General features: G+C 75.4%; 23 protein-coding genes, 1 tRNA gene and 1 other RNA gene. 11 read left to right on the forward strand and 14 right to left on the reverse strand.

Annotation, left to right across the window (positions count from 1 at the left end; translation table 11 throughout):
• Positions 1-179 precede the first annotated feature (179 nt).
• Entirely contained in the window at positions 180-1,922 is a 1,743-nt protein-coding gene (locus tag PGB27_RS14125; protein WP_274200987.1) for an ATP-dependent DNA ligase, read from the forward strand.
• A 61-nt stretch (positions 1,923-1,983) separates the two neighbouring features.
• On the opposite strand, the gene PGB27_RS14130 is transcribed toward PGB27_RS14125, so the two are convergent.
• The gene (locus PGB27_RS14130; protein WP_274200988.1) at positions 1,984-2,250 is read right to left on the reverse strand and encodes a hypothetical protein; all 267 of its coding nucleotides are present in this window, start codon (positions 2,248-2,250) and stop codon (positions 1,984-1,986) included.
• Between the two features lie 230 nt (positions 2,251-2,480).
• Here PGB27_RS14130 and PGB27_RS14135 point away from each other — a divergent pair, with 230 nt between their 5' ends.
• A complete protein-coding gene (locus PGB27_RS14135; RefSeq protein ID WP_274200989.1) occupies positions 2,481-3,260 on the forward strand; it encodes a hypothetical protein in 780 nt (259 codons plus the stop codon).
• Between the two features lie 3 nt (positions 3,261-3,263).
• On the opposite strand, the gene tatB is transcribed toward PGB27_RS14135, so the two are convergent.
• Genes tatB through PGB27_RS14160 form a run of 5 tightly spaced genes read right to left on the reverse strand, consistent with a single transcriptional unit; the run spans position 3,264 to position 7,737 of the window.
• Entirely contained in the window at positions 3,264-3,608 is a 345-nt protein-coding gene (gene tatB / locus PGB27_RS14140) for a Sec-independent protein translocase protein TatB (RefSeq protein ID WP_274200990.1), read from the reverse strand.
• Positions 3,605-4,519 (reverse strand): twin-arginine translocase subunit TatC, encoded by a 915-nt coding sequence (gene tatC, locus PGB27_RS14145; protein ID WP_274200991.1) that lies wholly within the window; start codon positions 4,517-4,519, stop codon positions 3,605-3,607. Before tatC ends, tatB begins: the two co-directional genes overlap by 4 nt.
• 4 nt (positions 4,520-4,523) lie before the next feature.
• A complete protein-coding gene (gene tatA / locus PGB27_RS14150) occupies positions 4,524-4,769 on the reverse strand; it encodes a Sec-independent protein translocase subunit TatA (RefSeq protein WP_274200992.1) in 246 nt (81 codons plus the stop codon).
• A gap of 44 nt (positions 4,770-4,813) precedes the next feature.
• Positions 4,814-5,290, reverse strand: coding sequence for a (2Fe-2S)-binding protein (locus PGB27_RS14155; RefSeq protein ID WP_274200993.1), 477 nt, complete (start codon positions 5,288-5,290; stop codon positions 4,814-4,816).
• A gap of 11 nt (positions 5,291-5,301) precedes the next feature.
• On the reverse strand, positions 5,302-7,737 hold the full coding sequence (locus tag PGB27_RS14160) for a molybdopterin cofactor-binding domain-containing protein (protein ID WP_274200994.1): 2,436 nt from the start codon (positions 7,735-7,737) through the stop codon (positions 5,302-5,304).
• A 323-nt stretch (positions 7,738-8,060) separates the two neighbouring features.
• On the opposite strand from PGB27_RS14160, the gene PGB27_RS14165 reads away from it, so the two are divergent.
• A complete protein-coding gene (locus PGB27_RS14165; protein ID WP_274200995.1) occupies positions 8,061-9,371 on the forward strand; it encodes a Gfo/Idh/MocA family protein in 1,311 nt (436 codons plus the stop codon).
• Positions 9,368-10,264, forward strand: coding sequence for a TIGR03619 family F420-dependent LLM class oxidoreductase (locus PGB27_RS14170; RefSeq protein WP_274200996.1), 897 nt, complete (start codon positions 9,368-9,370; stop codon positions 10,262-10,264). The genes PGB27_RS14165 and PGB27_RS14170 overlap by 4 nt, the downstream gene beginning before the upstream one ends.
• 3 nt (positions 10,265-10,267) lie before the next feature.
• Here PGB27_RS14170 and PGB27_RS14175 read toward each other — a convergent pair whose 3' ends face one another.
• From PGB27_RS14175 to PGB27_RS14185, 3 genes are read right to left on the reverse strand one after another with little or no spacing between them, the layout of a single operon-like run.
• Positions 10,268-11,413 carry an ROK family transcriptional regulator gene (locus tag PGB27_RS14175; protein WP_274200997.1) on the reverse strand — a complete coding sequence of 382 codons (1,146 nt, stop codon included), beginning with the start codon at positions 11,411-11,413 and terminating at the stop codon, positions 10,268-10,270.
• A 40-nt stretch (positions 11,414-11,453) separates the two neighbouring features.
• On the reverse strand, positions 11,454-12,467 hold the full coding sequence (locus PGB27_RS14180; RefSeq protein ID WP_274200998.1) for a Gfo/Idh/MocA family protein: 1,014 nt from the start codon (positions 12,465-12,467) through the stop codon (positions 11,454-11,456).
• Between the two features lie 26 nt (positions 12,468-12,493).
• Positions 12,494-13,306 (reverse strand): LmeA family phospholipid-binding protein, encoded by an 813-nt coding sequence (locus tag PGB27_RS14185; RefSeq protein ID WP_274200999.1) that lies wholly within the window; start codon positions 13,304-13,306, stop codon positions 12,494-12,496.
• 209 nt (positions 13,307-13,515) lie between these two features.
• Here PGB27_RS14185 and PGB27_RS14190 point away from each other — a divergent pair, with 209 nt between their 5' ends.
• Positions 13,516-14,646, forward strand: a complete 1,131-nt coding sequence (locus tag PGB27_RS14190) for a hypothetical protein (protein WP_274201000.1) — start codon at positions 13,516-13,518, stop codon at positions 14,644-14,646.
• Between the two features lie 72 nt (positions 14,647-14,718).
• On the opposite strand, the gene PGB27_RS14195 is transcribed toward PGB27_RS14190, so the two are convergent.
• Positions 14,719-14,804 (reverse strand) — tRNA-Ser (locus PGB27_RS14195).
• An 86-nt stretch (positions 14,805-14,890) separates the two neighbouring features.
• Between PGB27_RS14195 and ffs the strand changes: the two genes are divergently transcribed.
• An RNA gene (gene ffs / locus PGB27_RS14200) (signal recognition particle sRNA small type) lies at positions 14,891-14,985 on the forward strand.
• Positions 14,986-15,026: 41 nt separating this feature from the next.
• Positions 15,027-17,219, forward strand: coding sequence for a DNA polymerase III subunit gamma and tau (locus PGB27_RS14205; protein ID WP_274201001.1), 2,193 nt, complete (start codon positions 15,027-15,029; stop codon positions 17,217-17,219).
• Between the two features lie 7 nt (positions 17,220-17,226).
• Here PGB27_RS14205 and PGB27_RS14210 read toward each other — a convergent pair whose 3' ends face one another.
• The 3 genes from PGB27_RS14210 to PGB27_RS14220 all read right to left on the reverse strand — a co-directional run bounded on the left by PGB27_RS14210 (position 17,227) and on the right by PGB27_RS14220 (position 21,110).
• Positions 17,227-18,093, reverse strand: coding sequence for a DMT family protein (locus PGB27_RS14210; RefSeq protein WP_274201002.1), 867 nt, complete (start codon positions 18,091-18,093; stop codon positions 17,227-17,229).
• A 4-nt stretch (positions 18,094-18,097) separates the two neighbouring features.
• Positions 18,098-19,204 (reverse strand): MGDG synthase family glycosyltransferase, encoded by a 1,107-nt coding sequence (locus tag PGB27_RS14215; RefSeq protein ID WP_274201003.1) that lies wholly within the window; start codon positions 19,202-19,204, stop codon positions 18,098-18,100.
• 82 nt (positions 19,205-19,286) lie between these two features.
• Complete coding sequence (locus PGB27_RS14220) at positions 19,287-21,110, reverse strand: S9 family peptidase (RefSeq protein ID WP_274201004.1); 1,824 nt, start codon at positions 21,108-21,110, stop codon at positions 19,287-19,289.
• A gap of 52 nt (positions 21,111-21,162) precedes the next feature.
• On the opposite strand from PGB27_RS14220, the gene PGB27_RS14225 reads away from it, so the two are divergent.
• Together PGB27_RS14225 and recR are read left to right on the forward strand one after the other, a co-directional pair.
• Complete coding sequence (locus PGB27_RS14225) at positions 21,163-21,516, forward strand: YbaB/EbfC family nucleoid-associated protein (protein WP_274201005.1); 354 nt, start codon at positions 21,163-21,165, stop codon at positions 21,514-21,516.
• Positions 21,517-21,523: 7 nt separating this feature from the next.
• Complete coding sequence (gene recR, locus PGB27_RS14230) at positions 21,524-22,132, forward strand: recombination mediator RecR (RefSeq protein ID WP_274201006.1); 609 nt, start codon at positions 21,524-21,526, stop codon at positions 22,130-22,132.
• 3 nt (positions 22,133-22,135) lie between these two features.
• Here the strand turns inward: recR and PGB27_RS14235 are convergent, their stop codons facing one another.
• A complete protein-coding gene (locus PGB27_RS14235) occupies positions 22,136-22,333 on the reverse strand; it encodes a hypothetical protein (RefSeq protein ID WP_274201007.1) in 198 nt (65 codons plus the stop codon).
• 90 nt (positions 22,334-22,423) lie between these two features.
• Between PGB27_RS14235 and PGB27_RS14240 the strand changes: the two genes are divergently transcribed.
• A complete protein-coding gene (locus PGB27_RS14240) occupies positions 22,424-23,482 on the forward strand; it encodes a helix-turn-helix domain-containing protein (protein WP_274201008.1) in 1,059 nt (352 codons plus the stop codon).
• A gap of 50 nt (positions 23,483-23,532) precedes the next feature.
• On the forward strand, positions 23,533-23,736 hold the full coding sequence (locus tag PGB27_RS14245; RefSeq protein WP_274201009.1) for a DUF397 domain-containing protein: 204 nt from the start codon (positions 23,533-23,535) through the stop codon (positions 23,734-23,736).
• Positions 23,737-23,766 lie beyond the last annotated feature (30 nt).

A 23,766-nucleotide genomic window follows, 5' to 3' on the forward strand; every position in this document is an offset into this window, starting at 1 on the left:
TGTGACCCGCTCGCCACGGGCTGTTCCACCGTTCGTCGCTGCTCGGTGGTCCCCGGTCGCAGTCCGCGCGCGCCGCGTCCGCGACGACGGTGTCAGCGTCGCGGTCCGCGTCTACCGTGGACCGTGCCGGCGATCACCCCCGCCGGCTCGGCAGCGCGACGGCTCGGGGAGGGGCGCCGATGACGGACGTGGCGACCCTCGCCACCGGGTTGCCGGGGGCCCTGGGCACGGCCGGTGCCGGCGAGGCCTCCCCGGGACGGCCCATGCTCGCGAGCGCCGGCGACGTGCCGCGCGGCGCCGGGTGGGCCTTCGAGTTCGCGTGGGACGGGCTGCGCTGCCTCGCGCGCACGGGCCCCGAGGGCCTGCGCCTCGTCACCGACGCGGGCCGCGACGTCACCTCGCACTTCCCGGAGCTCGGCGTCACGGCGCCGTGGACCAACACCGCGGGCCTCGTGCTCGACGGCGTGGTGGTCGCGCTCGACGGGGTCGGCCGGCCGAGCGCGGGCAAGCTGCGCCGCCGCCACCGCGTCGCGCACCCCTCGGAGGTGCTCCAGGCGCAGGTACCGGTGTCCTTCTACGTCTTCGACGTCCTCGAGGTGGCCGGCGCCTCGACGCGGCGGCTGCCCTACCGCCAGCGCCGCGAGCTGCTCGCCGAGCTCGATCTCTCCGGGAGCAGGGTCGTGATCCCGCCGTTCTTCACGGGTGTCGCCGCCGAGGCCGTCGTCGACACGGCGCGCCGCTACGGGCTCGACGGCGTCGTGGCCAAGCGCCTGGAGTCGACCTACCAGGTCGGCCGCCGTTCCCGGAGCTGGATCGAGACGCCGGTGCGGCGCACCCAGGACGTCGTGGTCGGCGGGTGGGTCCCGGCGCGCGGACGTCCCGACACCGTGGGCGCGCTGCTCGTCGGGGTGCCGGGCGAGGCGGGGCTGAGCTACTCGGGGCGGGTCGTCACGGGCGTCACCGCCGCTGCGCGCCGCGAGCTCGACGGGCTGCTCGGCGGGCTGGAGCGGTCGGTCAGCCCGTTCGCCACCACGCTGCCCGAGGACACGGGCGGGACGGTGCACTGGCTGGCGCCGCGGCTGGTCGGCCAGGTCGAGCACCGGCGCTGGACCGCGACCGGCCTGCTCGAGCGCCCGGTCTGGCAGGGCCTGCGCTCGGCGCACCCGGCCACCGTCGCCGCGCCGGTGCTCTCCGCGCCCGTGGTCGACACCGACCTGGAGCTCGACGACCTCGAGGTCGCCGACGCCCGCACCCCGGCCCGGGTGTCCGACGTCGTCGCGGCCCCGTCCAGCGAGGACGTGGAGTCGGCGCTGCGGTCGCGGTTCTCGGCGCACTTCGTGCACAACACGCTGACGGCGATCGCGGCGTACGTCCGCACCGACCCCGGGCGGGCGCGCGAGCTGCTCACCGAGTTCGCCGACTTCACCCGCTACTCGTTCCGCTCGGGCGGCGAGCTCACCACGGTCGGCGACGAGCTGCTCAACGCCGAGCGCTACCTCACCCTGGAGCAGGCGCGCTTCGGGCAGCGGCTGCGCGCCGAGGTCGCGGTCGCGCCGGAGGTCCGCGGCGTGCTGGTGCCGCCGTTCGTCGTGGCGCCGCTGGTGGAGAACGCCGTGCGCCACGGCATCGAGCCGGTGCCGGGCGGGGGCTCGGTGAGCGTCTTCGCGTCCGGGTCCGGCGCCGACTGCGTGATCACGGTGTCCGACGACGGCGCCGGCATGGGTCCGGAGGCGACGCGCGCCGCGTCGCAGGTCGACCGGCGCCACGGCGGCATCGCCGAGGTCTCGCGCCGGCTGCACGCGACGTTCGGCTCGCAGTGCGACGTCCACGTCGACACCCGGCCCGGGGTGGGCACGGCGGTCCGGCTGCGCCTGCCCGCGGTGACCGCGGCGGAGGCGCCGAGCAGGGTCCTGGTCGGCTGAGGACCGGGCGCCGGACGGCTCGGGGCCGTCCGGAGCCCGGGCTCGTGCTCGTCGCTCCCGGTCAGTCGTCCTCGGCGTCGTCCACGATCGCGCAGGACGCGTCGGGTGCGGCGTCGTCGGGCTCGAGGAGGTCGGAGAGGATCGGGACGCTCGCGTCCACCCCGCAGGCCTGGACGGGCAGGACGGTCAGATCGTTGAGCAGGCTGATCCCCGTGGTGTCGTCGTCGGTGGTGACGGGGTCGGCCGCGGCCAGCGGGGCGGCGGCGAGCAGCCCGGCAGCGGAGAGGGCGACCGCCGCCGAGGCGGTGGCGGCAGTGCGTCGGAACATGAGGTCTCCTCGCGAACGTCTGAACGAAGGAGACCGTTCGTCGCATCTGCAGCTGCGGTGAACGGCCGGGGCTGGACTCAACCCGTTCGTGGGAGGTCCGGCAATCGCTGCGACGAAGGGCCACCGGAAAGCGTGGCGGCGGGTACGACGGGATCAACGGTGGGTAGGGCGCGACGAACGGAAGCTCGTGCGGGGCGAACGGCGTAGCCGCGACGGGGCAGGAGGAGGCCGTGGAGGTCATCGCGGTCGACTGGTCGGGCGACGCGCGGGCGGCCCGTCGGCGCGTCCGCGTCGCGACCGCGGAGCCCGGGCGGCTCCTCGCGGTCCGCGGCGGCCTCGACCGCGACGGCGTCGCCGCCCTGCTGCGTGAGCGCGCCGCCGCGGGGCCGCTGGTGGCGGGCCTCGACTTCTCGTTCGCCCTGCCCGCCTGGTTCGCGCGCGAGCACGGGTGCGACGACGTCGCCGCGCTCTGGGACCTCGTCGCGCGGGAGGGCGAGCGGTGGCTGCGCGAGTGCCGGCCGCCGTTCTGGGGCCGCGGCGCGACGCCCCGCCCGCCGCTCGACCCGGCGCGGCCCGGGTTCCGCGTCACCGAGGAGGCGGCGCGTGCCGACGGGCTCGACCCACGTCCGACCTTCCAGATCGGCGGCGCCGGCGCGGTCGGCACGGGCTCGCTGCGCGGCATGCCGCACCTCGCGCGGCTGCGCGCGGCGGGGTTCGCGGTGTGGCCGTTCGACGACGCCGGCCCCGCGACGCTCGTGGAGATCTACCCGCGGGTGCACACGGGGCCGGTGGTGAAGCGCTCGCCCGGCGCCCGGCAGGAGGTGGCGCAGGCCGACCCCCGCATCCCCGCGGCCCTGGAGGGCGACGTCGCCGCCACCGAGGACGCGTTCGACGCCGCCCTGTCGGCGCTCGCGCTGGCCGAGCACCTCCCGGAGCTCCGCGCGCTGCGGGCCGTCCCGCGCGACCGGCCCGAGGCGCTCGAGGGCGCGCTGTGGCGCCCCCGAGCCTGAGCCTCAGGCCCGGGTGCGCGGCCGTGTCTGCGGGCGGGCGGGCGTGCGGGCGTGCGTCCGGGACGCCGGCGTCGGGACGTCGCGGAACGCCTCCCGCACCGCCCGGCGCGGGTCCGCCGACCGGATCTCGGCCAGCGGCTCCCGCAGCTCGTCGAGCTGGCGACGCACCTCGGCGAGGTCGGCCGCCGTGTCGACCTGCTCGCGGACCGACGCCGCGTACCCCTTGGCCTGTGTCGCGACGCGGGCCAGCGACCGGATCGCCCCGGGGAGGCGCTCCGGGCCGATGACGAAGAACCCGATGAGGGCGAGCAGCACGAGCTCACCCATGCCGAGACCGAGCACGGTCACCTCCCGTTCGAGGGCGGGGTGGGGTCGGGCAGGGGTGAGACCTCGTCGTCGGGGAGGTCGTCCCAGCCGGGGTCCCGCCGCGCGCGGCGGCGGTCGTGCAGGCGGCAGACCTGGACGGCCAGCTCGAGCAGCACGCAGAGCGCGACGCCGAGCACCGCCATGGAGATCGGGTCACCGCCCGGGGTCGCGATCCCGGCGAAGAGGAAGGCGCCGAAGACCATGCCGCGCCGCCAGCTCGCGAGGCGCTGGTAGGAGACGACGCCGACCCGGTTGAGCATGACCACGACCAGCGGGGTCAGGAAGCCGACGCCGAAGACGACCATCAGCGAGAGGACCAGCGAGTAGTACTCGTCGCCGCGCAACGCCGTCGTCTGCACCGAGTTGCCGATCCCGAGCAGGAAGCGGAGCGCCTGGGCCACGACGAGGTAGGCGACGACCGCCCCGCCGGCGAACAGCAGCGAGGCCGTGCTGATGAAGACCACGGCGCCACGCCGCTCGTGGCGCCGCAGGCCCGGCGTCACGAACGCCCACAGCTGCCCGAGCCACCCGGGGGCGGACAGCACCACCCCGGCGGTCGCCGCGACCTTGACCCGCAGCAGGAACTGGTCGAACGGGCCCGTCGCGAGCAGGCGGCAGTCGGTGCCGCCCAGCCCGGCCCGGGCGGACGGGGGCAACGAGCAGTAGGGCTCGATGAGCAGCGAGCCGAGGCTCGGCACGCCCAGCACCCCGTTCTCGTACCAGACGAACCCGGCCACGGTGCCGACCGCGAGCGCGGCCAGCGCCCAGGCCAGGCGGCGGCGCAGCTCGAGGAGGTGGTCGAGGACCGACATCGTGGCCTCGGGGTCCCGGCGGCGGCGTCCGGGCCACCACCGCCGGCACCGCTGCGCCCAGGGGCGCGTCAGCGTCGTCACGCGCTCAGACCGTCGTCCCGTTCGTGGTGCGCACGGTGGCCCCGTTCACGGCACCGTCGACCGGCGCGGGCTCCACGGCGGCCGGCTCGGCCTTCTTGTCGTCCTCCGCCAGCGCGGAGGTCTCGGCCTTGAAGATGCGCAGCGATCGGCCGATCCCGCGCGCGGCGTCGGGCAGGCGCTTCGCCCCGAACAGCAGCAGCAGGACGACGAGGATGATCAGCCAGTGGGACGGGCTCAGTGCTCCGGTCATGACGGTTCCTTCCGGGGGGAGTCGGGTGGGGAGGTGAGCCGGGCTCACATGTTCTCGGCGCCCTGCTTGATGGCCTCGCGGATACGGGCGTAGGTGCCGCAGGCGCACATGTTGCGGATCTCGTCGATGTCGTCGTCGGTGATCGATCCGCCGTCGGCCTGGACCTTCTTCACCAGGTCGACGGCGGCCATGATCTGGCCGGGCTGGCAGTAGCCGCACTGGGGCACGTCCCGGTCGATCCACGCCTCCTGCATCGGGTGCAGGTCGGCGCCGACGGTGTCGGGGAGCCCCTCGATCGTCGTGATCTCGTCGGTGGGCCCGATGCGGCTCACCGGGACCGAGCAGGGGTTGAACGCGCGGCCGTTGATGTGGCTGGTGCAGGCCTTGCAGACGTTGATGCCGCAGCCGTACTTCGGGCCGGTGATCCCGAGGACGTCGCGCAGCACCCAGAGCAGGCGCACGTCGTCCTCGATGTCGACCGTCACCTGGCGGCCGTTGACGGAGAGGGTGCGGGGAGGCATGGGGGAGCTCCTCAGCTCGCGGGGTTGAACGCCGGGCCGGCCGCGGACGGCGCGGGGTACGCCTCCAGACCGTCCGTGGGCGAGGGGGGCAGCGGCGGGACGAAGTCCTTGACCTCGAACGGCACGTCCTTGGTGTGGCCGATGGGGAAGCTGGTCGGCATCTCCCCGACGGCCCGGGCGTAGGCGCAGGCCACGGCGGCCGTCGCCGCGCCGACGGCCAGCTCGCCGGCGCCGCCGGGGCGGTCGCCGCTCGGCGGCATGACGATCACGTCGATCTCCGGCGGAGCGTTCCAGTGCCGGGTGTAGCGGTAGTCGTCCCAGCTGCCCTCGAGGAAGTTGCCGTCGCGCAGGTGCAGGCTGCCGGTGAAGACGTGGGAGATGCCGGTCATCACCCCGCCCTCCATCTGCGCCTTGAGGCCGAGGGGGTTGATGGGCAGGCCGACGTCGACCGCGACGGTGACCTTGCGGACCCGCGGCCCCGTGGTGGCGCCGGGGATCTCCCGCTCGGCGGTCCCGGGGCGCGTGTCGACCTCGGCGAGCACGGCGACCGAGCCCTTGTACTCGTTGTGCACGACGACGCCCTGCGCGACGCCCTCGGGCAGGTCCTCGCCCCAGCCGCCCTCGTCGCGGACCGCCTCGAGCACGGCCTTCGCGCGCTCGTCCTCGACGCGGTCCAGCCGGAACTCGAGGGGGTCCTCGCCGAGCCGCGCGGCGAGCTGGTCGACGACGAGCTCCTGGGCGGGCCGGAAGTCCTGGTTGTTGAGGTTGCGGACGCTGCCGGTGGCGAAGCGGTCGAAGTCGAAGATCTCGTTGTAGCCCAGCGCGATCGCGCCGAGGTCGTACGGGACGCTCGCGGTCAGCAGGAAGACCGTCTGCGAGAGCGTGAGCTCGTTGGCGAACGGGAGCTTCGCGGCCTGGGACGTGATCATGTCGCCGAAGGACTCGGTGTAGTCGGTGGCGACGCTGGTGTGGCGCTGCTCGAAGCTGACGACCTCCCCGGCGGTCGGGCTGTAGGTCGCCCGCACCCGGGAGATGCACATCGGGTGGACGCGTCCGGCCCGGCACTCGTCGGCCCGGTGCCACATGAGGCGCACCGGCTTGCCGATCTCCTTCGACACCCGCGCGGCGTCGAGGGCGGCGTCGCTGAACAGGCGACGGCCGAACGCCCCGCCGCCCCGCGGGACGTGCACGGTCACCTGGCTCTGGGGCAGGTCCAGCACCTGCGCGAGCTGGGTCTGGGTGACGATCGGGATCTGGCTCGGCGTCCAGATCTCCGCCTCGCCGTCGCGGACGTCGGCGATGGCGACGTTGGGCTCCATGGCGGCGTTGCTGCGCCAGTAGAAGACGAACTCCTGGTCGATCGTCTCGACGGCCCCGACGCCGTCGAGGACGTCACCCACCGGCTCGGTGACGAGCGGGAGCTGCCCGCCCACCTCGTCGAGCGGTCCCGGCGAGGGCAGGTTGGCGGGCGCGTCGGCCGCCCGCAGCTGCTCGAGGATCGAGGCGTCGGACTCGCCGTCGACGTTGCCCCGGCCCCAGCTGATGTCCAGGGCGTTGACGGCGTCGATGCACTGCCCGAACGTGCGCGCCCGGACCGCCACCGCGGACGACGTGGTCCCGCGCCCGGGCTCGGCATCGGTGGAGATCTCGACGACGTCGGTGACCCCGGGCATGCCCTTGACCTGCGCCAGGTTGTTGACCGACTCGACGGTGCCCTTGATCGTCGGCGGCCGGGCGATCATCGTCGGCAGCGCGTCGGGGACGTCGAGGTCCATCGTGTACTTCTTGCGCCCGGTCACGGCGGCGACGACGTCGTCGCGGCGCTGCTCGGTGCCGATGATCTCGAACTCGTCGACCGGCTTGAGCTCGGTGATCGCCTCCCGGGTCACCTCGTTCGCGGCGGCCGCGGCCAGCTCGGCGAACGGCACGCTCGAGCCGGCGGTGGAGAGCACGCGGCCGCCGGTGGTGCGGAGGTTCTCGGCCTCGTCGCCGAGGATCGTGGCCGCCGCCTCGACCAGCCGTCCGCGCGCCAGCGCGGCGGCGACCCGGACCGGCGTGTAGATGGAGATGACGGACGCCGAGCCCTGGGTCTGCTGGTTGAACAGCAGCTCCGGGCGCGCGTCGGCGAGGTCGACCGTGACGTCGGAGACGTCGATGCCCATCTCCTCGGCGATGAGCATCGCCGCCGTCGTCGTGATGCCCTGCCCGCTCTCGGCCCGCGGGATGGTGAACGAGACCGTGCCGTCGGAGTTGACCACGATCGTGATGAGGTTCGCGGTCGGCCGGGTGGAGTCCAGCAGGAGGTCGGACAGGTCGTAGACCTCCGACACCTCGGGCGTGGGCGAGGGCAGGGCCTCGGCGGAGAGGACCGAGTCGCCGGTCAGCTTGGCGCCGACCGCGAGCGTCGGGGCGGCGATGAGGTAACCGAGGAACCGGCGGCGCTGCATGCCGCTCGGCGCCCCCGTGACGGCAGATCTCTTGTTCGCGATCGGACGACGTGGTGGGCGGGGGGCGGTGTGGTGCTTGCCAGGCATGGAGAGGTCCCTTCGGGCGAGGGTGGAAGAGACCGTTCGCCGCAGTGGTGGGGAGCGTAAGGACCAACGTCAGGTCACGCGAACGTAACGAACGACGATCACGAGCATCAAACGTGGTCTTGCTCGCTCCGATGAGCGGAGGTCCGGTTGCGGCCACCGGCTGTCTCGCATCGCCCGACCGGGGGCATGATGAGCGGCCGGGGGGACCACAGGGCGGTCCGGCGGGAGGAGCGAAGGTGAGCCTCGGGGCAGGTCCGGTCCGGGTCGGGATCGTCGGCGCCGGGAGCCGGGGCCGCCTGCACGCCCGGGCCGTGCACCGGGCCGGCGGCCGGGTCGTCGCGGTCGCGGAACCGCACCCGGGGCGGCGCGATCGTCTCGCCGACACGCACGACGTCCCCTCCGACGCCCGGTACGCGGACTGGTCCGACCTCGCCGAGCGCGGCGCCGACCGGCTCGACGTCGTCGTCGTCGCCACCCAGGACCACGACCACGCCGACCCCGCCGTCGCCTTCGCCGAGCGCGGGGTGCACCTGATCTGCGAGAAGCCGATCGCGCCCGAGGAGCCCGAGGCCCTGCGCGTCGTCGAGGCGGTGCGGCGGGCGGGTGTGCAGTTCACGATCTGCCACCCGCTGCGCTACGCCCCCGCGACCCGGGCGCTCGTGGCCGCGCTGCGCGCCGGACGGATCGGCGACGTCGTCTCGGTCCAGCACCTCGAACCGGTCGGCGCCTGGCACTTCGCCCACTCCTACGTGCGCGGGCCCTGGCGGCGCGAGGACGCGGCGTCGTCTCTGCTGCTGGCCAAGTGCTCGCACGACATCGACCTGCTCACCCACCTCGTCGACGACCGCCCCGCGCGCCTGTCGTCCTTCGGGCGGCTGAGCCACTTCCGGCCGGACCGGCGGCCGGCGGGCGCCGCCGCGCGGTGCCTGGACTGCGCGGTCGAGCCGACCTGCCCGTTCTCCGCGCCGCGGCTCTACCGCTCGTGCCTGGGCGACCCCGACTGGGAGGAGCAGCTGCTCAGCGCGGTCACCGAGGACCCGACACCGGCGGCCCTCGACGCCGCGCTGCGCGACGGGCCCTACGGCCGCTGCGTCTACGCCGCCGACAACGACGTCGTCGACCACCAGGTCGTGGCGCTCGAGTTCGCGGGCGGGGTCAGTGCGACCCACACCGTCACCGCGTTCACCGAGCCCGCCCCGCGCCAGACCCGCGTCTTCGGCTCCCACGGCGCGGTCGAGGTCGACGGGAGCGTGCTGCGGTTCCACGACTTCCGCGCCCACCCCGAGCGCCGGGTCGAGACGATGACCACCGGCGACGGCCGGGCTCCGCACCAGGAGGGCGACGAGGAACTCGTCCGGGCGTTCCTGCACGCGGTCGCGCACGACGACCCGGATGCCAACATCACCGGCCTCGACGAGGCCCTCGCGAGCCACCGGATCGTCTGGGCCGCCGAGCGCGCGCGGCACTCGGGCGAGACCGTGCGGATGGCGTGGGACGACGACGAGGACGGCGCGGTGCCGGTGGCCCCGATCCGGGCCTGCGGATGAGGATCGGCATCACCGTCCCGAACTTCGGGCCCGCCGCGACCGCGGACTCGCTGCGGGCCTGGGCGGCGGTCGTCGAGGACGCCGGGTTCGACTTCCTCATGGTCGGCGACCACGTCGCCGCCACCCCGGACGTCACCGCCGCCTACCCCGGCCCCTTCTGGGAGCCGCTGACCCTGCTCGGCTACCTCGCGGGCGTCACGCGCCGCGTCGAGCTGGGCACGACGGTGCTCGTCGTCCCCTACCGCGACCCGCTGCTGACCGCGCGGAGCCTCGCGGGGCTCGACCAGCTCAGCGACGGCCGGCTGATCGTCGGCGTCGGGGTCGGCTGGGCGACCGACGAGTTCGCGGCGCTGGGCCTCGACCCGCAGCGCCGCGGCGAGGTCACCGACGAGTACCTGCGCGCGCTGCTCGCGCTGTGGTCGGACGACGTCGTCAGCTTCCACGGCCGCTGGGTCGCCTTCACCGACGTCGACAGCCGGCCGCGGCCCCGCCGCCGCCCGCACCCGCCGGTGTGGGTCGGGGGCAACGGGGCGGCCGCGCGTCGGCGGGCGGTGGCGCTCGGGCAGGCGTGGCACCCGCTGCGGGTGCCGGTCGGCTGGCTGCGGGCCACCGGCCTGCCGGGACTGCGGGCCGCGGCCGAGGAGGCCGGGCGTCCGGCGCCGGCGCTCGCGCCGCGCGTCGTGCTGCACCCCACGGCGGAGTGGCGGCCCGACGACGACCGGCTGCTCGGCGAGGGCCGCCCCGACCAGATCCGCGCCGACCTCGACGAGCTGCGGGCGCTCGGCGCCACGCACGTCCTGCTCGACACCCACCGCGACGCCGTCACGGCCGCGCGCGACGACCACGACGCCCAGCGGGCCCTCGTCGAGGACGCGGCCGGCTGGCTCGCCTGAGCGTCATCCCCGCCCGGACAGCAGGCCCTCCCACGCGCGGTGGCGCGCCTCGGCGAGCGCGCCCCACAGCGGCGCGGTCTCCCCGAGCGCGCCCGCGACCACCGGCACCGGGCGGGGCGCCAGCTCGGCGACCGTGGCCTCGACGTGCGGCCGCAGTCCCGGGATGAGGCCGACCGGGCCGCCGAGCACGAGCAGCGCCGGGTCGACCGTTGCGCACACCGCCACCGCGGCCTCGCCCAGCGTCCGGCCCGCCCTGGCGAGCCGGGCGTCGTCCGTCTCCGCCGGCGCGTCGTCGGCGGTCTCCGCCGCCGGCGGCGTGAGCCCGTGCGCCGCCACCGCCTCGCCGAGCCGGAAGCGCCCGGTGCCCGCGCCGAGCGGGAGGTAGCCGATCTCGCCGGCGAGCCCGTGGGCGCCGCGGACGAGGACGCCGTCGAGCACGAGGCCCAGCCCGACGCTGTGCCGCTCGCCGACGTAGAGGTAGCCGAAGGTCGCGGTGCCGACGGCGGCGCCGTGGTCGCGCTCGGCCAGCGCCGCGAAGTTCACGTCGTTGTCGAGCACCACCATCGACGGGTCGACGCCGCGCACGTCCTCGACGCCGACGACGCCCGCGGGGAACGCCGACTCGCGCAGCTCGACGACGCGGCCGGTGGCGGGGTCGACGGGGTTCGCGATCGACACCGCCACGGCACGCACCGGGCGTCCCTCGCCGGTCCACCGCCCCCCGACCGTCGCCAGGACGTCGTCGAGGCGCGGCGCGACGAGGCCGTCGTCGGGCGGGTCGTGGTCGAGGTGCTCGAGGCGGCGGCCGGCGAGGTCGGCGACCGCGGTGCGCACCACGCGACGGTTGATCTCGACGGCGACGACGACACCGGCGCCGGGCGCGAGGTCGTAGAGCGTGGCGACCGCCCCCGGCACCCCGGAGCGCGGTCCGATCGGGACGAGCACCTCGTCGGCCTCGAGACGCCGCACGGCCTCGCTGATCGCGGGCGGGGAGATACCGGTGCGCCGGGACAGCTCGGCGCGGGTCAGCGGGCCGAACTCGGCGGCGAGCTCGTCGAGGATCGCCCGCTCGGTGGTCGCGCGGCGCAACCCGCTGTGCGGCGACGTGCTCCGCACCCCCGCCGCCGCCCCGCGCTCACGGTCCGTCATGCCACCTCCCACCATCCGGGAGAAGGGTAGGGGGAGCGCATCACACAGCGGTGTCGTCCTCCCGGAAGACGATGCCGATCTGGTCGGCGGCCTCCGCGAGCACACCCTGGACGGCGAGGGTGTCGTCGAGGGGCATGACCGTGCTCTCGGTCGCCCCGGCCCGCAGACACTCCGTGACCTCGACCAGCTCGTGGTAGTAGCCCGCGCCGGTGGCCGGCAGCTCGATCCGCTCGCCCGGGTCGTTCGTGTCGTGGTGGAGCACGATCGTGCTCGGGTGGTGGAAGCGCGGGAGGACGTCGATCCAGCCCGTGGTCCCGAACACCCGCGCCTGGCCCGGCGAGGGGCTGTGGAACGACGTGTGCAGCGTCGCGTACCGGCCGTCCTCGAACGCCAGCAACATCGCCCCGTCGGCGTCCACGCCCGTGGTCTCCCGCGAGGCGACGGCCGTGACCCGGTCCGGCGCCCCGAGCACCATCTGCGCGAACGACACCGGGTAGACGCCCAGGTCGAGCAGGGCGCCGCCGCCGAGCTCGGGGGCGAAGAGGCGGTCGGTGGGGTCGACGTCGCGGACGGTGCCGAGGTCGGCCTGCACCGAGCGGGGCTCCCCGATGGCGCCCTCGACGATCAGCTCGCGCAGGCGCACGACGGCGGGCTGGAAGCGCGTCCACATCGCCTCCATCGCGAACACGCCGCGGGTGCGCGCGGTGTCGACGACCCGCCAGGCCCCGGCGAGCGTCGCGGTGAACGCCTTCTCGACCAGCACCCCCTTGCCGGCCTCGAGGCAGGCGACCGCGAAGGCGGCGTGCTGGGGGTGCGGGGTCGCGACGTAGACGACGTCGACGTCCGGGTCGTCCACCAGCGCCCGGTAGCTGCCGTGGGCGCGCACCCGCGCGCCGCCGTTCGCGTCGGCGAAGGCCCGCGCCCGCTCCTCCGAGCGTGATCCGACGGCCACGAGCTCGGCCCCCTCGACCAGCGCCAGGTCCTGGGCGACCTTCGCGGCGATGCGGCCGGGGCCGGCGATGCCCCATCGGATGGCGGCCCCGTTGTACGGCATGGCGCTCACTGTGTCAGCGCGCCCCGTCACGACCCCGGGCGGGCCAGCAGGTCGACATCGCGCGCCGTCCCCGACACCACGAGCTCGCCGTTCTCGGCACGCAGCTCGGTCGCCGTGATCGAGAACGGCAGCTGGCCGGGGTCCACGCTCGTCGAGAACCCGGAGAGCTGACGACGCAGCGCGGCCGCCGCCACCTGCCCCGCGGCGCCCTCCCCGCCCTCGGCGCGGATGTCGCGGGCCTGCAGCGTGATGCGCCCCCCGGAGAGGCGGAAGGTCGCCACGACCGAGACCTCGACCTGCTGGCCGCCGATCGTCCGGGTCGAGTTCAGCCGCACCGCCTGGGCGGGGTCGACGTCGGCGAGGGCGCTGCTGCTGCCCGACGCGCCGGAGTCGTCGGCCGCGGCGTCGGCGCGCAGCGCCTCGAGGTCGGCCTCGGTGAGCGGCTCGATCGTCAGGTCACCGACGTCGAGCAGGCGGGCGAGGTCGGTCGGGTTGACCCGCGCCGAGGCGACGACCTGCTCGGCCGGGATCTCGGGGACCTGCCCGTTCAGCAGGTTCTCGACCGGCACCGAGACGCCCGTGAGGTCCGCGGTCAGCGTGATGTCGCGCAGCTCGCCGTACGGGATGTGCGGCGCCGAGAGCCCGACGTCCTCGAACTGCCCGGACAGGGCCTGGGTGAGGAAGGGGAAGCCGCGCACGTCGACGTCCGGCTCGGCGGGCAGCGACAGGGAGTCCTGCAGCGCCGCGGCGACCCGGTCCTCGGCGATCCAGCGGGCGCCGAAGTCGACGCCCACGACCACCGCGACGAGCACGAGCAGGGCGACCAGGCATCCACGCACGGGGGACACCGTGTCATCAGCCGTCACGGCGCTCGCCGCCGGGCGCATCGGGACCGGCGGGCGGCGCACCCGCCTGGACCGGTCGGCGTGACCTCGGGGCGAGTCCCGCACGCCCGGCGTGTCGCCGCGACGCGCCGGGCATCACCCGGCGTTCCGGTCGCCCCCGGCCCTGTGGGGCGGCCCCAGGACGAGAGGGAACGGGAGTGCGGATGACCTCCGAGGACTACGGGCGGACGCCACCGATGGTGTCCGACGCCGTCGCGAGCTGGTTCGACGACGTGTTCCGCATCTACGGCGAGGTGATCGACTCGCAGCGCCGCCTCGCGGTCGCGCTGGTCAAGGCATCGGCGCCGGTGCTGGACGTGGGGGAGAAGACCGGGGAGAAGGTCGCCGACGGCGCGGAGCGCCTGTCCGCGAAGGTGCAGGCGCGACGGTCGCGGGGCGACGCGGCCCCGGGCGTGTCGGGCGGCCCGGCCCGGCCCGTGGCGCCGGCCGAGCCCGTCGATCCCGCCGAGGCCGTCGTCCCCGTCGTGGTGGCGGACCTCGGCGACCGGGCCGGGGTGGAGCCCGAGGACGTCGACACCGGTCGCGAGTGGGTGGACGCGCCCGTCGACGTGGCCGGGGTCGGGGACGTCGAGGACGTCGAGATCGACGAGGTCGAGGGTCTCGAGGACGCCGAGGCCCTCGAGGACGCCGCGGTCCTCGAGGACGCCGCGGACGACACCGAGGGCGACCTGGTCGAGATGGACCTCGACGAGGCCGACGTCGTCGACACCGAGCGGGACGAGATGGAAGCCGGCGGCGGGACCGTGGCCGGCGAGACCGGAGGCGGCGACGTCGTCACCGGCGTGCTCGCGGTCGACGCCGGTGTCGGGAGCGTCGACACCGCCGACACCGCCGACGCCCAGGCCGGCGACCGGGACGAGTCGGCGGTCGGCGCCGGGGACACGGGCGAGGAGACGGGCGAGGACACCGGCGAGGAGACGGGCGAGGAGACGGGCGAGGACACCGGCGAGGTGATCGCCGCCCTCGACCTCGGCCCGGACGTCCCGGCCGACGCCGAGGACGCCGGTGCCGCCGACGACGCCGGCACCGTGACCGTCGCCGACGACCTCACGGACGCCGGGAGCACGGAGGACGCCGAGGACACGGACGCCGGGAGCGCCGAGGACACGGACGCCGGGAGCGCCGAGGACACCGACCGCCGGGAGCGGCGCCGCGCGAGCGGTGCGCGACGGAGCTCGGGGTCGTCGGGGACGTCCCGGCCCGCGCGCCGCACGTCGGGCAACCGGAGCTCGAGCAGCCGGTCCGGCTCGTCGAGCGGCGGGACCTCGCGCTGAGCCAGGCCCCGACACCCCGATGCCGGCCGGTCCCCCGCAGGGATCGGCCGGCATCGGTGCTGGTCAGCGCGGCGGAGGATACGGGATTCGAACCCGTGAGGGGTGTTGCCCCAACACGATTTCCAATCGTGCGCCTTAGGCCGCTCGGCCAATCCTCCGCGGGAGACGATACAGCTCCCCCCGGCGTGTCCCGTGGGTCGGGGCGGGGCCCACGGACCGGCCGGGCGTCTTCGATACACTGGCGCACGGACCCCGCGCGGCGTCCATCCTGTGAACTCCCCCAGGGCCGGAAGGCAGCAAGGGTCAGCGGGCTCTGGCGGGTGCGCGGGGTCCCCCTATCTCCCCGCCGCGCCGTCGGTGCTGCCGCGTAGCCTCGCCGTGTGGCTCTGGCGCTCTACCGCAGGTACCGGCCGGCGACGTTCGCCGAGCTCGTCGGGCAGGACCACGTCACCGAGCCCTTGCGCACGGCGCTCGCGGCCGGCCGCATCAACCACGCGTACCTCTTCTCCGGGCCGCGGGGCTGCGGCAAGACCTCGAGCGCGCGCATCCTCGCCCGCTCCCTGAACTGCGAGCAGGGCCCGACCCCCGACCCGTGCGGGGTCTGCGCGTCGTGCGTCGCGCTCGCCCCCAACGGGCCCGGCTCGCTGGACGTCACCGAGATGGACGCGGCCAGCCACAACGGCGTCGACGACGCCCGCGAGCTGCGCGACCGCGCCCACTTCGCGCCCGTGAGCTCGCGTTACCGCGTCTTCATCATCGACGAGGCGCACATGGTGACGACGGCGGCGTTCAACGCGCTGCTCAAGGTCGTCGAGGAGCCTCCGGACCACCTCATCTTCATCTTCGCCACCACCGAGCCGGACAAGGTGCTCACCACCATCCGCTCGCGCACCCACCACTACCCCTTCCGCCTGCTGCCGCCGAGCACGCTGCGCGGGCTGCTCGAGCGCATCTGCACCGAGGAGGGCGTGTCCGTCGAGCCGGCGGTCTACCCGCTCGTGGTCCGCGCCGGCGGCGGCTCGGCGCGCGACTCGCTCTCGGTGCTCGACCAGCTGCTCGCGGGCGCCGACGACGCCGGCGTGACGTACGCGCACGCCGTCGGTCTGCTCGGGGTCACCGACGTCGCGATCCTGGACGACGTCGTCGACGCGCTCGGCGCCCACGACGGGCCCGCCGTGTTCGGCGCGGTCGACCGGCTCGTCGAGGCGGGCCACGACCCCCGGCGGTTCGCCGCCGACCTCCTGCAGCGCCTGCGCGACCTCATCCTCGTCCAGGCCGTGCCCGACGCCGGCGAGCGCGGTCTCGTGGACGTGCCCGCCGACGAGATGGAGCGGATGGTCGACCAGGCCCAGCGCCTCGGTCCGGCCGCACTCGCGCGGTACGCGGAGCTCGTGCACACCGCGCTCACCGAGATGCGCGGCGCGACGGCCCCGCGCCTGCTGCTCGAGCTGGTCTGCGCCCGCATGCTGCTGCCCGCGGCGTCGTCCGAGGACGCGGCGATGGTCCAGCGCCTCGAGGGCGTCGAGCGGCGCCTCGCGCTGGGGGCGTCGGGCGGCGCGGCGGGGGCCCCGGCGGCTCCGGTACCGGGTGACGACGCCCCCGCGCGCTTCACGCGTCCCTCGCAGCGCAGCGAGGGCGACGGGGAGGCACCGCCGCGCCAGGAGCGCGCCCGCGATCGCGCCGACGACCTCGACGCCACCGTCGCCCCGCCCACCGACCGCCCGACGGCCACCGTCGCGAGCACCGACGAGCCCCCGCGCGACGTGCCCCGCCGCGAGCACCAGGCCCGCCCGGAGCAGCAGCGCCCCGAGCCCGCCCGCCCGGAGCAGCAGCGCCCGGAGCAGCAGCGCCCGGAGCAGCAGCGCCAGGACCACCGGGCCCGGCCCGAGCAGTCCCGTCCCGAGCCGGCCCCGGCTCCGTCCGCGCCCGCCGCGGGCGCCGTCGACGCCGCGGCGCTGCGGCGGGTGTGGCCGGAGGTCATGAACCAGGTCCGCGAGCGCAACAAGCCCACCCACGCGCTGCTCCAGAACGCCACGGTGACGGCGGTGGAGGGCACGACGGTCACGCTCGGCATGCCGACGCCGCCGCTCGCGCGCCAGCTGTCCCAGCCCAACCGCGCCGACCACGTCGCCGCGGCGCTCGGGGTGGTGCTGTCCGGGCAGTGGACCGTCCAGGCGGTGCACGGCACCGGCGGTGGTGACAGCGGTGGCGGGGGAGGTGGCGGGGGAGGTGCGCGTCCTGAGCCCGCGCGCCGCCGCCCCGACCCGCCCCGACGCCCGGAGCGCCCGCGTCGCGAGGAGCCGGCGCCCGAGGCCGGCCGCGAGCAGGCCCGCGAGCAGTCCCGTGACGCCGGGCCCCGCGAGATCCGCCGCCCGAGCCGTCCGGAGCCCGCGGATGTCCCGCCCCCGCCGGAGCCCCCGCCCGAGGACGGCGAGGTCACCGAGGAGGACATGTACAACGAGGCCGCCGCCGACCCGGGCGGCGCCGCCGGCGGCACGCGCGTCGACCCGGAGGAGGCGGCGATGGAGCTGCTGACCTCGCAGCTCGGCGCCCGCCGGGTGGACGGCCGCTAGCAGGTCCTCAGCGGCGTCCGGGGGCGACGTCCGCGCGGTCCGGAGCCGGGTCGAGCAACCGGACCCCGAACACCGCGAGGCCCGCGGCCAGCACGATCCCCGCGGTGGTCGGGGCGTCGAGGGCCACGCGCTCGGAGAACCACACCGCCCCGATGACCGTCGCGGCCAGGGGGTCGGCGAGCAGGATGACCGTCACCACCGGCCCCGCCCGCCGCGCCCGGGCGAGCGCGCGCTGGCTCGCCACGAAGGCGGCCGGGCCCACGAGCAGCAGCAGGAGACCGGCGAGGACGAGCTGCGGGTCGGTCAGCGCGGCGCCCGGGTCGCGCGCCACGTCCCGCGCGAGCACCGCCAGCAGCGAGGCCCCGAGCCCGTAGCCCACCCCGCACGCCAGCGCGAGCCCCAGGGCGCCCGGCGGCCCGGGCCGGTGCCGCGCCCACCACAGACCGCCGCCGGCGACCGCCCCGACGCCGAGCACGCTCGCGGCGACCGGGAGCCCGGTGAGGTCGACGGGCGCGCTCGCCGCCGCCTCGACCGGCCCGAGCAGCACCACGACGAGGAGCGGGCCGAGCATCGCGAGCAGGACACCGAGCATCGGCCCGCGACCCGGCAGCCGCTGGGCCAGCAGCGCCTCGCCGACCGTCGTCCACGCCACCGCCGTCGCCAGCAGTGCCTGCACCACGACCACCGCGCCCGAGGCCAGCGCGACGGCCTGCAACAGGCTCGCCACGACCGAGGCGCCGGTCCCCGCGAGCCACCACGGCCGGCGCAGGAGCCGCCGGTCGGCCGCGCCCAGCTCGTGGGTCGCCCGCTGCTGGGCGACCACCGCCGACCCGGCCGCGACGGCCGAGCCGACGGCCAGCACCTCGGCGAGCACGGGCCTACCCGGCGGCGACGAGGACGGGCTCGCCGAGCACGTGGCGGGCGACGGCCGCCGAGGCGTCGCGCTCCTCGGTCCACCAGGGTCGCGGCGGACGGCGGCGCAGGGGCCGGGCGCCGTAGGTGTCGATGGCCTCGACGAGCTCGTCGGGACCGTGCAGCCACGGCGCGATGCCGGCGTCGTCGAGCACCGCGGCGTTGGCGCGGCCGTGGCCCGGGATCGGGCGGTAGGTGATCGCCGGCAGCCCCGCGACCAGCGCCTCGGTGCACGAGAGCCCGCCCGCGTTGTGCACGAGGACGTCGGCGGCGGCCATGAGCTCGGGGACGTCGTCGCGCCAGCCGAGCGTCACCACCCGCTCGCGGCCCGCGAGCCGCGCGCGCAGCTCGGCGTTGCGTCCGCAGGCGACGACCGCCCACGCCCGCGGGTGCCGGCCCAGCGCGTCGACGGCGTGCTCGACGTCGCCCATCCCCAGCGACCCGCACACGAGCAGGGCCACCGGCACGTCGTCGGGCACCCCCAGCTCGGCGCGCACCCGCCCGCGCGTCGCGACCGGCATGGGCCGGGAGAAGCGCGGCGCGCACAGCGGTCCGACGCTGCGCAGTGCCACGCCGTAGCGCGCACCGTCGAGCGCGGTGGCGTCGGTGACGGTGAGGTGGTCGTCGAGACCCGGGTGGCACCACAGGCGGTGCGCGGCGGGGTCGGTGAGGAACGTCAGCGCGGGCACGCCGAGGCGCCCGTCGAGCCGCAGCCGCCCGAGCGTCTGGCCGGCGGGCGGGTAGGTCGCGACGACCGCGTCGGCGTCGGCGGCGGCGGCCAGCACCGGCTCCTCGGCGAGCCTGGTCAGCCGCCGGGTGACGAGGCTCGCCGGCCGCCGCGGGTGCTCGAGGTCGCGGAAGATGCGGTCGAACAGCGCCGGCGTGTGGTGCACCGACGGCGCGTACAGGTCGCGGAGCAGGCGCCGGCCCCACGCGGGCAGCAGGTCGGTCCAGTCGAGGACGTGCGCGTCGACGCCGCGACGGTCGAGCCGCCGCACGAGCTCCCGCGCCGCGCCGTCGTGGCCCTGGCCGATCGCGGCGCTGAGCACCAGCACCCGGGGTCGCTGAGACACGCCGCCACCCCACCCCGGTCACGGGGGCAGGGGATGAACGCGCGGTGAGCGCCGGTGATGGATCGGATGGCGGGCGGCCCCCTCAGGGAGCGAGCGTGCGCCCCAGGAACGCGACGGCCCGCGGGTAGGCGTCGAGCCGGTTGACCCGCTTCGCCAGCCCGTGGCCCTCGTCGTCGTAGACCACCATCTCGACCTCGACCCCGTTCGCCCGCACCGCCGCGGCCACCTGCTCGGCCTCCGAGAGCGGCACGCGCGGGTCGTTGGCGCCGTGGATGACGAACAGCGGCGCGCGGACCTCGCCGATGCGGCCCAGCGGCGAGGCGCGCTCGAGGAACTCACGGTCGCGCTCGAGCGAGCCGTACTCCCGCTCCCGGTGGGCGCGGCGGTAGGCCGAGGTGTTCTCGAGGAAGGTCACCAGCGACGAGATGCCGACGATGTCGACGCCCGCGGCCCACAGCTCGGGCTGGAACGCGAGGCCCGCGAGCACCATGTAGCCGCCGTAGGAGCCGCCCCACAGCGCCGCGCGGGCGGGGTCGAGGCCGAGGCGGGGCAGGTAGGCGTGCAGGGCGGCGAGGTCGGCGACCGAGTCGAGGCGGCGCTCGACGTCGTCGAGGGAGTACCAGCGCTTCCCGTAGCCCACCGAGCCCCGCACGTTGGGGACGAGCACCGTGTGCCCGTCGCCGACGAGTGCCTGCACGATCGCCGAGAACGACCGCACCGACTGCCCCTCGGGCCCGCCGTGCACGATCGTCACGCTCGACCCCGACGGCTGCGCCGGCGCGTAGACGAAGCACGGCACGGTCTCCCCGTCGGGCGTCGGGACGCCGTGGCTGGTGGGGTCGACGAGGTCGAGATCGGACAGCGGCTCCCGCGACGACGCCACCACGCCCGCGCGCCCCCGGCCCGCGTCGACGAGCAGGACGTCGGCGGGCGTGGCGGGGTCGGTCCAGGTGAGCGCGAGGCCGGTCGAGTCCGGGGACCAGCGCGGCACGGCGAGGAAGTCGGCGACGCCGCCGCGCAGCTCGGGCGGCAGGGCGATCGCGCGGAGGAAAGTGCCGTCGACGTCGTGCACGGCGAGGCGGCTGGCGCCGTCGTCGTCGGTGACCGCGAGCAGCAGGCGGCCGTCGGGGGACAGCCGCCCGGTGACGTCGTGGGCGTCGTCGGTGATCAGGTAGGTCACCGCCCCGGTCGCGACGTCGAGCCGGGCGACGCCGAGGTGGTCACGGCCGACGTCGGTGGTGATGACGGCCGCAGTGCCGTCGGGCAGCCACTCGGGGGCGAGGTGGCGGGCGTGCTCGTCGGCGTCGGTGAGCTCGGTGACGGTGTCGCCGGCGAGCAGCAGGACCTGCGAGCTCAGGGCCGGGCGCGCAGGCCTGGTCATGAGCGCGCGGGTGCGGTCGGGGGCGATCGCGGCGTTGCCGACCATCCCGCCGCCGTCGTAGAGCACGGTCTCGGTCCCGGCGTCGACGTCGCGGACCACGAGGTCGAAGTCGACGCCGTTGCGGCGGTTGGTGGCGTAGACGACGGTGCCGCCCGGCAGCACCTCGACGAGGCCGTGCAGGTGGTCGGGGTCGTGCACGAGCGGGGTGAGGCCGTCCTCGCCGACGGGCTCGCCCTCCTTCGCGACGGCGTCGGGGTCGAGCAGCGAGAGCTGGGCGCGCTCGTTGCCCCCGACGTCGTGGGACACCACGACCTGCCGGCGTCCGGGGAGGTAGCGCCCGCTCACGGCGCCGGGCAGGGCCGTCAGCGGCACCCGCGTCCCGTCGGGATGGAGCTCCACGAGCTGGACGGACCCCGACGCGTCGTGGCCCGCGAGGATGCGGCCCTCGGCGTCGACGTCGAAGGAGCGCCAGGTGGTGGCGTCGAGGAGGCGGTGCAGCAGGGTGCTGGCGTCGGTGGCGTCCATCGCCGACCAGCGTGCCCGGTCGGCCGCGCGACGGCGCGGTTAGTGTGGGCACATGCAACCCGGCCAGAACCCCGAAGGCATGGACATGGGCGCCCTGCTGCAGCAGGCGCAGGCCATGCAGGAGCAGCTGATGAGCGCCCAGGCGGAGCTGGCCGAGGCCGAGGTCACCGGCCAGGCGGGCAACGGCCTGGTGACGGTGACGCAGACCGCGACCGGCGAGATCCGTTCGGTGAAGATCGACCCGAAGGTCGTCGACCCGGACGACGTCGAGACGCTGCAGGACCTCATCGTCGGCGCGATCTCCGACGCGGCCCAGGCCGCCGCGGACCTGCAGGCGGAGAAGATGGGCCCGCTCGCCGGCGGGCTCGGGGACATGGGCGGCGGGCTGGGCCTGCCCGGCCAGTAGACCTCCCGTGTTCGAGGGGCCGGTCCAGGACCTCATCGACGAGCTGGGTCGCCTGCCCGGCATCGGGCCGAAGAGCGCCCAGCGCATCGCGTTCCACCTCCTCGCCACCGAGGAGGCGGACGTGACGCGCCTGCAGGAGGCCCTGCAGAAGGTCAAGATCGGGGTCGTGTTCTGCGAGGTCTGCGGGAACGTCTCCGAGCAGCCCCGCTGTCGCATCTGCAGTGACGCCCGGCGCGACGCCACGCTCGTCTGCGTCGTCGAGGAGCCCAAGGACGTCGTGGCGGTGGAGCGCACCCGCGAGTTCCGCGGCCGCTACCACGTGCTGGGCGGGGCGCTCGACCCGCTCTCGGGCGTCGGCCCCGACCAGCTGCGCGTCCGCGAGCTCCTCCAGCGCATCGGCGGCGCCGGCGACGAGCCCGAGATCGCCGAGGTCATCCTCGCCATGGACCCGAACACCGAGGGCGAGGCCACGGCCACCTACCTCGTGCGCCTCCTGCGCGACTTCCCGGGCCTGACCGTCACCAAGCTGGCGTCGGGCCTGCCCATGGGCGGCGACCTCGAGTTCGCCGACGAGCTCACGCTCGGCCGCGCCCTCGCCGGTCGCCGCGCCCTCTAGCGGTCAGACGCGGAAGTCCCGGCCGCGCGCGGGCGTGCGGCCGGCGATGATCACGTCCTGGTCGAGCGCCATCTCGGCGCGGTGCAGGCGGGCGCTGCGACGTCGCGTCGCCTCGCGGTGCACCGAGATGCCCACGAGGACCCCCACCACGAACAGGGCCCAGAAGACGACCACCGCGACGATGATCGTCATGGCGGTCATCGCTGCTCGCGGACGGTCCCGCGACGGCGCCGCCCTCGGCGCTCGCTCCTCGTCTCGATCATGTCGTCGTGCCTCCCGTCGAGTCGTGCTGTGTCCAGCGAATCCGGCTCCGGCAAGGATGAGAGTGCCGAGTGCGATGACGCCACACAAGTGCTTTTTGCAATTGCACGCAACGATTGCGTGACGACATGGCCGTCCGAGGTCTACCGTGTACGGACAGCCGCCGGTCGAGGGGGAGCCGGCACCTCCACCCCGTGGTTCGCCCCAGGAGGCGTACGGATGTCCCAGTCACCCGGCCCCGTGGTGACCCGTCGCCGGCTCGGCGGCGAGCTCAAGCGACTCCGGGAAGGCCTGGGCCTCAAGCTCGAGGACGTCGCCCGCAGCCTGGAGTGCTCCCCGTCGAAGATCAGCCGGCTCGAGAACGGCAAGGGCGTGCCCCGCTGGCGCGACGTGCGGGACATGCTCGAGGTGTACCGCGTGCCCGAGGGTGACGAGCGGAAGCGGCTGCTCGACTGGGCGCAGAGCGGCCGCGCGCCGATGTGGTGGCAGGACTACGCGGACGTTCTCGCGCCCGACATGGCGCTCTACGTGGAGTACGAGTGGGACGCGGCGCGGATCGACGCCTACGAGGCGCACATCGTCCACGGGCTGCTGCAGACGCGCGATTACGCGCGAGGGGCCTTGCGCTCGTTCTGGAGCGGGAACCTCGACGAGGGGCAGATCGAGCGGTTGGTCGACGTGCGTATGCGGCGGCAGAAGGCACTCGCCGCCGACCATGGTCTGACGTTCCGATGCGTGCTCGACGAGTCGACCCTCTATCGGGTCGTGGAGACCGCCGAGGTGCTCGCCGAGCAGGTCGAGCACCTCATCCACATCGCCGAGGCCGAGCACGTCGACGTGCGCGTGCTCCCGTTCAGCGCCGGCCTTGTGCCCGCCAGTCGCGAGTCGTTCGCGAAGCTGCAGTTCTCGGCGGGGATCGAGCACGGGATCGTCTACATCGAACGTCCGGTGCAGAGCGAGTTCCTCGCCGATCGCGGCGACATCGCGCGGTACGACCGGCGCATGGCGGCTCTGGTGGACGCCTCGCTGCCGGAGCACGACTCCGTTCCCCTGATGAAGCGCGCCCTTCGGCGCATGGTCGACGCCTGATCGTGGGGTCGGCGTCCTGGTCATGGAGGCGCTCCGCCAGGATGCCGCCCGTGACCTCGCCTCAACCGCGTCGTGACCTCGCCGTCCGTACGAGCAGCTTTTGTTCCGACGGCGACTGTGTCGGCGTAGCCATCGACGACGGCGAGGTCCGCGTCGTCGACACGAAGTCGTCCGCGGCGCTGAGCTTCACCCCGGACGAGTGGGCGGCGTTCGTCGCCGGCGTCAAGGCCGGGGAGTTCGACCTCCCGTCCTGACGCCGTGATCGCGATCCCGATGACGAACCC

It is taken from the genome of Actinomycetospora lemnae, from assembly GCF_028737315.1.
GTDB classification, from domain to species: Bacteria; Actinomycetota; Actinomycetes; order Mycobacteriales; family Pseudonocardiaceae; genus Actinomycetospora; species Actinomycetospora lemnae.

Coding starts and splice junctions, on each gene's coding strand:
- PGB27_RS14160 (WP_274200994.1), bottom strand. CDS start 7,737: ATGCAGCGCCGCCGGTTCCTCGGTTACCTCATCGCCGCCCCGACGCTC.
- PGB27_RS14225 (WP_274201005.1), top strand. CDS start 21,163: ATGCAACCCGGCCAGAACCCCGAAGGCATGGACATGGGCGCCCTGCTG.
- PGB27_RS14175 (WP_274200997.1), bottom strand. CDS start 11,413: ATGACGGACCGTGAGCGCGGGGCGGCGGCGGGGGTGCGGAGCACGTCG.
- PGB27_RS14235 (WP_274201007.1), bottom strand. CDS start 22,333: ATGACCGCCATGACGATCATCGTCGCGGTGGTCGTCTTCTGGGCCCTG.
- PGB27_RS14155 (WP_274200993.1), bottom strand. CDS start 5,290: ATGCCTCCCCGCACCCTCTCCGTCAACGGCCGCCAGGTGACGGTCGAC.
- PGB27_RS14125 (WP_274200987.1), top strand. CDS start 180: ATGACGGACGTGGCGACCCTCGCCACCGGGTTGCCGGGGGCCCTGGGC.
- PGB27_RS14170 (WP_274200996.1), top strand. CDS start 9,368: ATGAGGATCGGCATCACCGTCCCGAACTTCGGGCCCGCCGCGACCGCG.
- PGB27_RS14190 (WP_274201000.1), top strand. CDS start 13,516: ATGACCTCCGAGGACTACGGGCGGACGCCACCGATGGTGTCCGACGCC.
- tatA (WP_274200992.1), bottom strand. CDS start 4,769: ATGACCGGAGCACTGAGCCCGTCCCACTGGCTGATCATCCTCGTCGTC.
- PGB27_RS14220 (WP_274201004.1), bottom strand. CDS start 21,110: ATGGACGCCACCGACGCCAGCACCCTGCTGCACCGCCTCCTCGACGCC.
- PGB27_RS14130 (WP_274200988.1), bottom strand. CDS start 2,250: ATGTTCCGACGCACTGCCGCCACCGCCTCGGCGGCGGTCGCCCTCTCC.
- PGB27_RS14180 (WP_274200998.1), bottom strand. CDS start 12,467: ATGCCGTACAACGGGGCCGCCATCCGATGGGGCATCGCCGGCCCCGGC.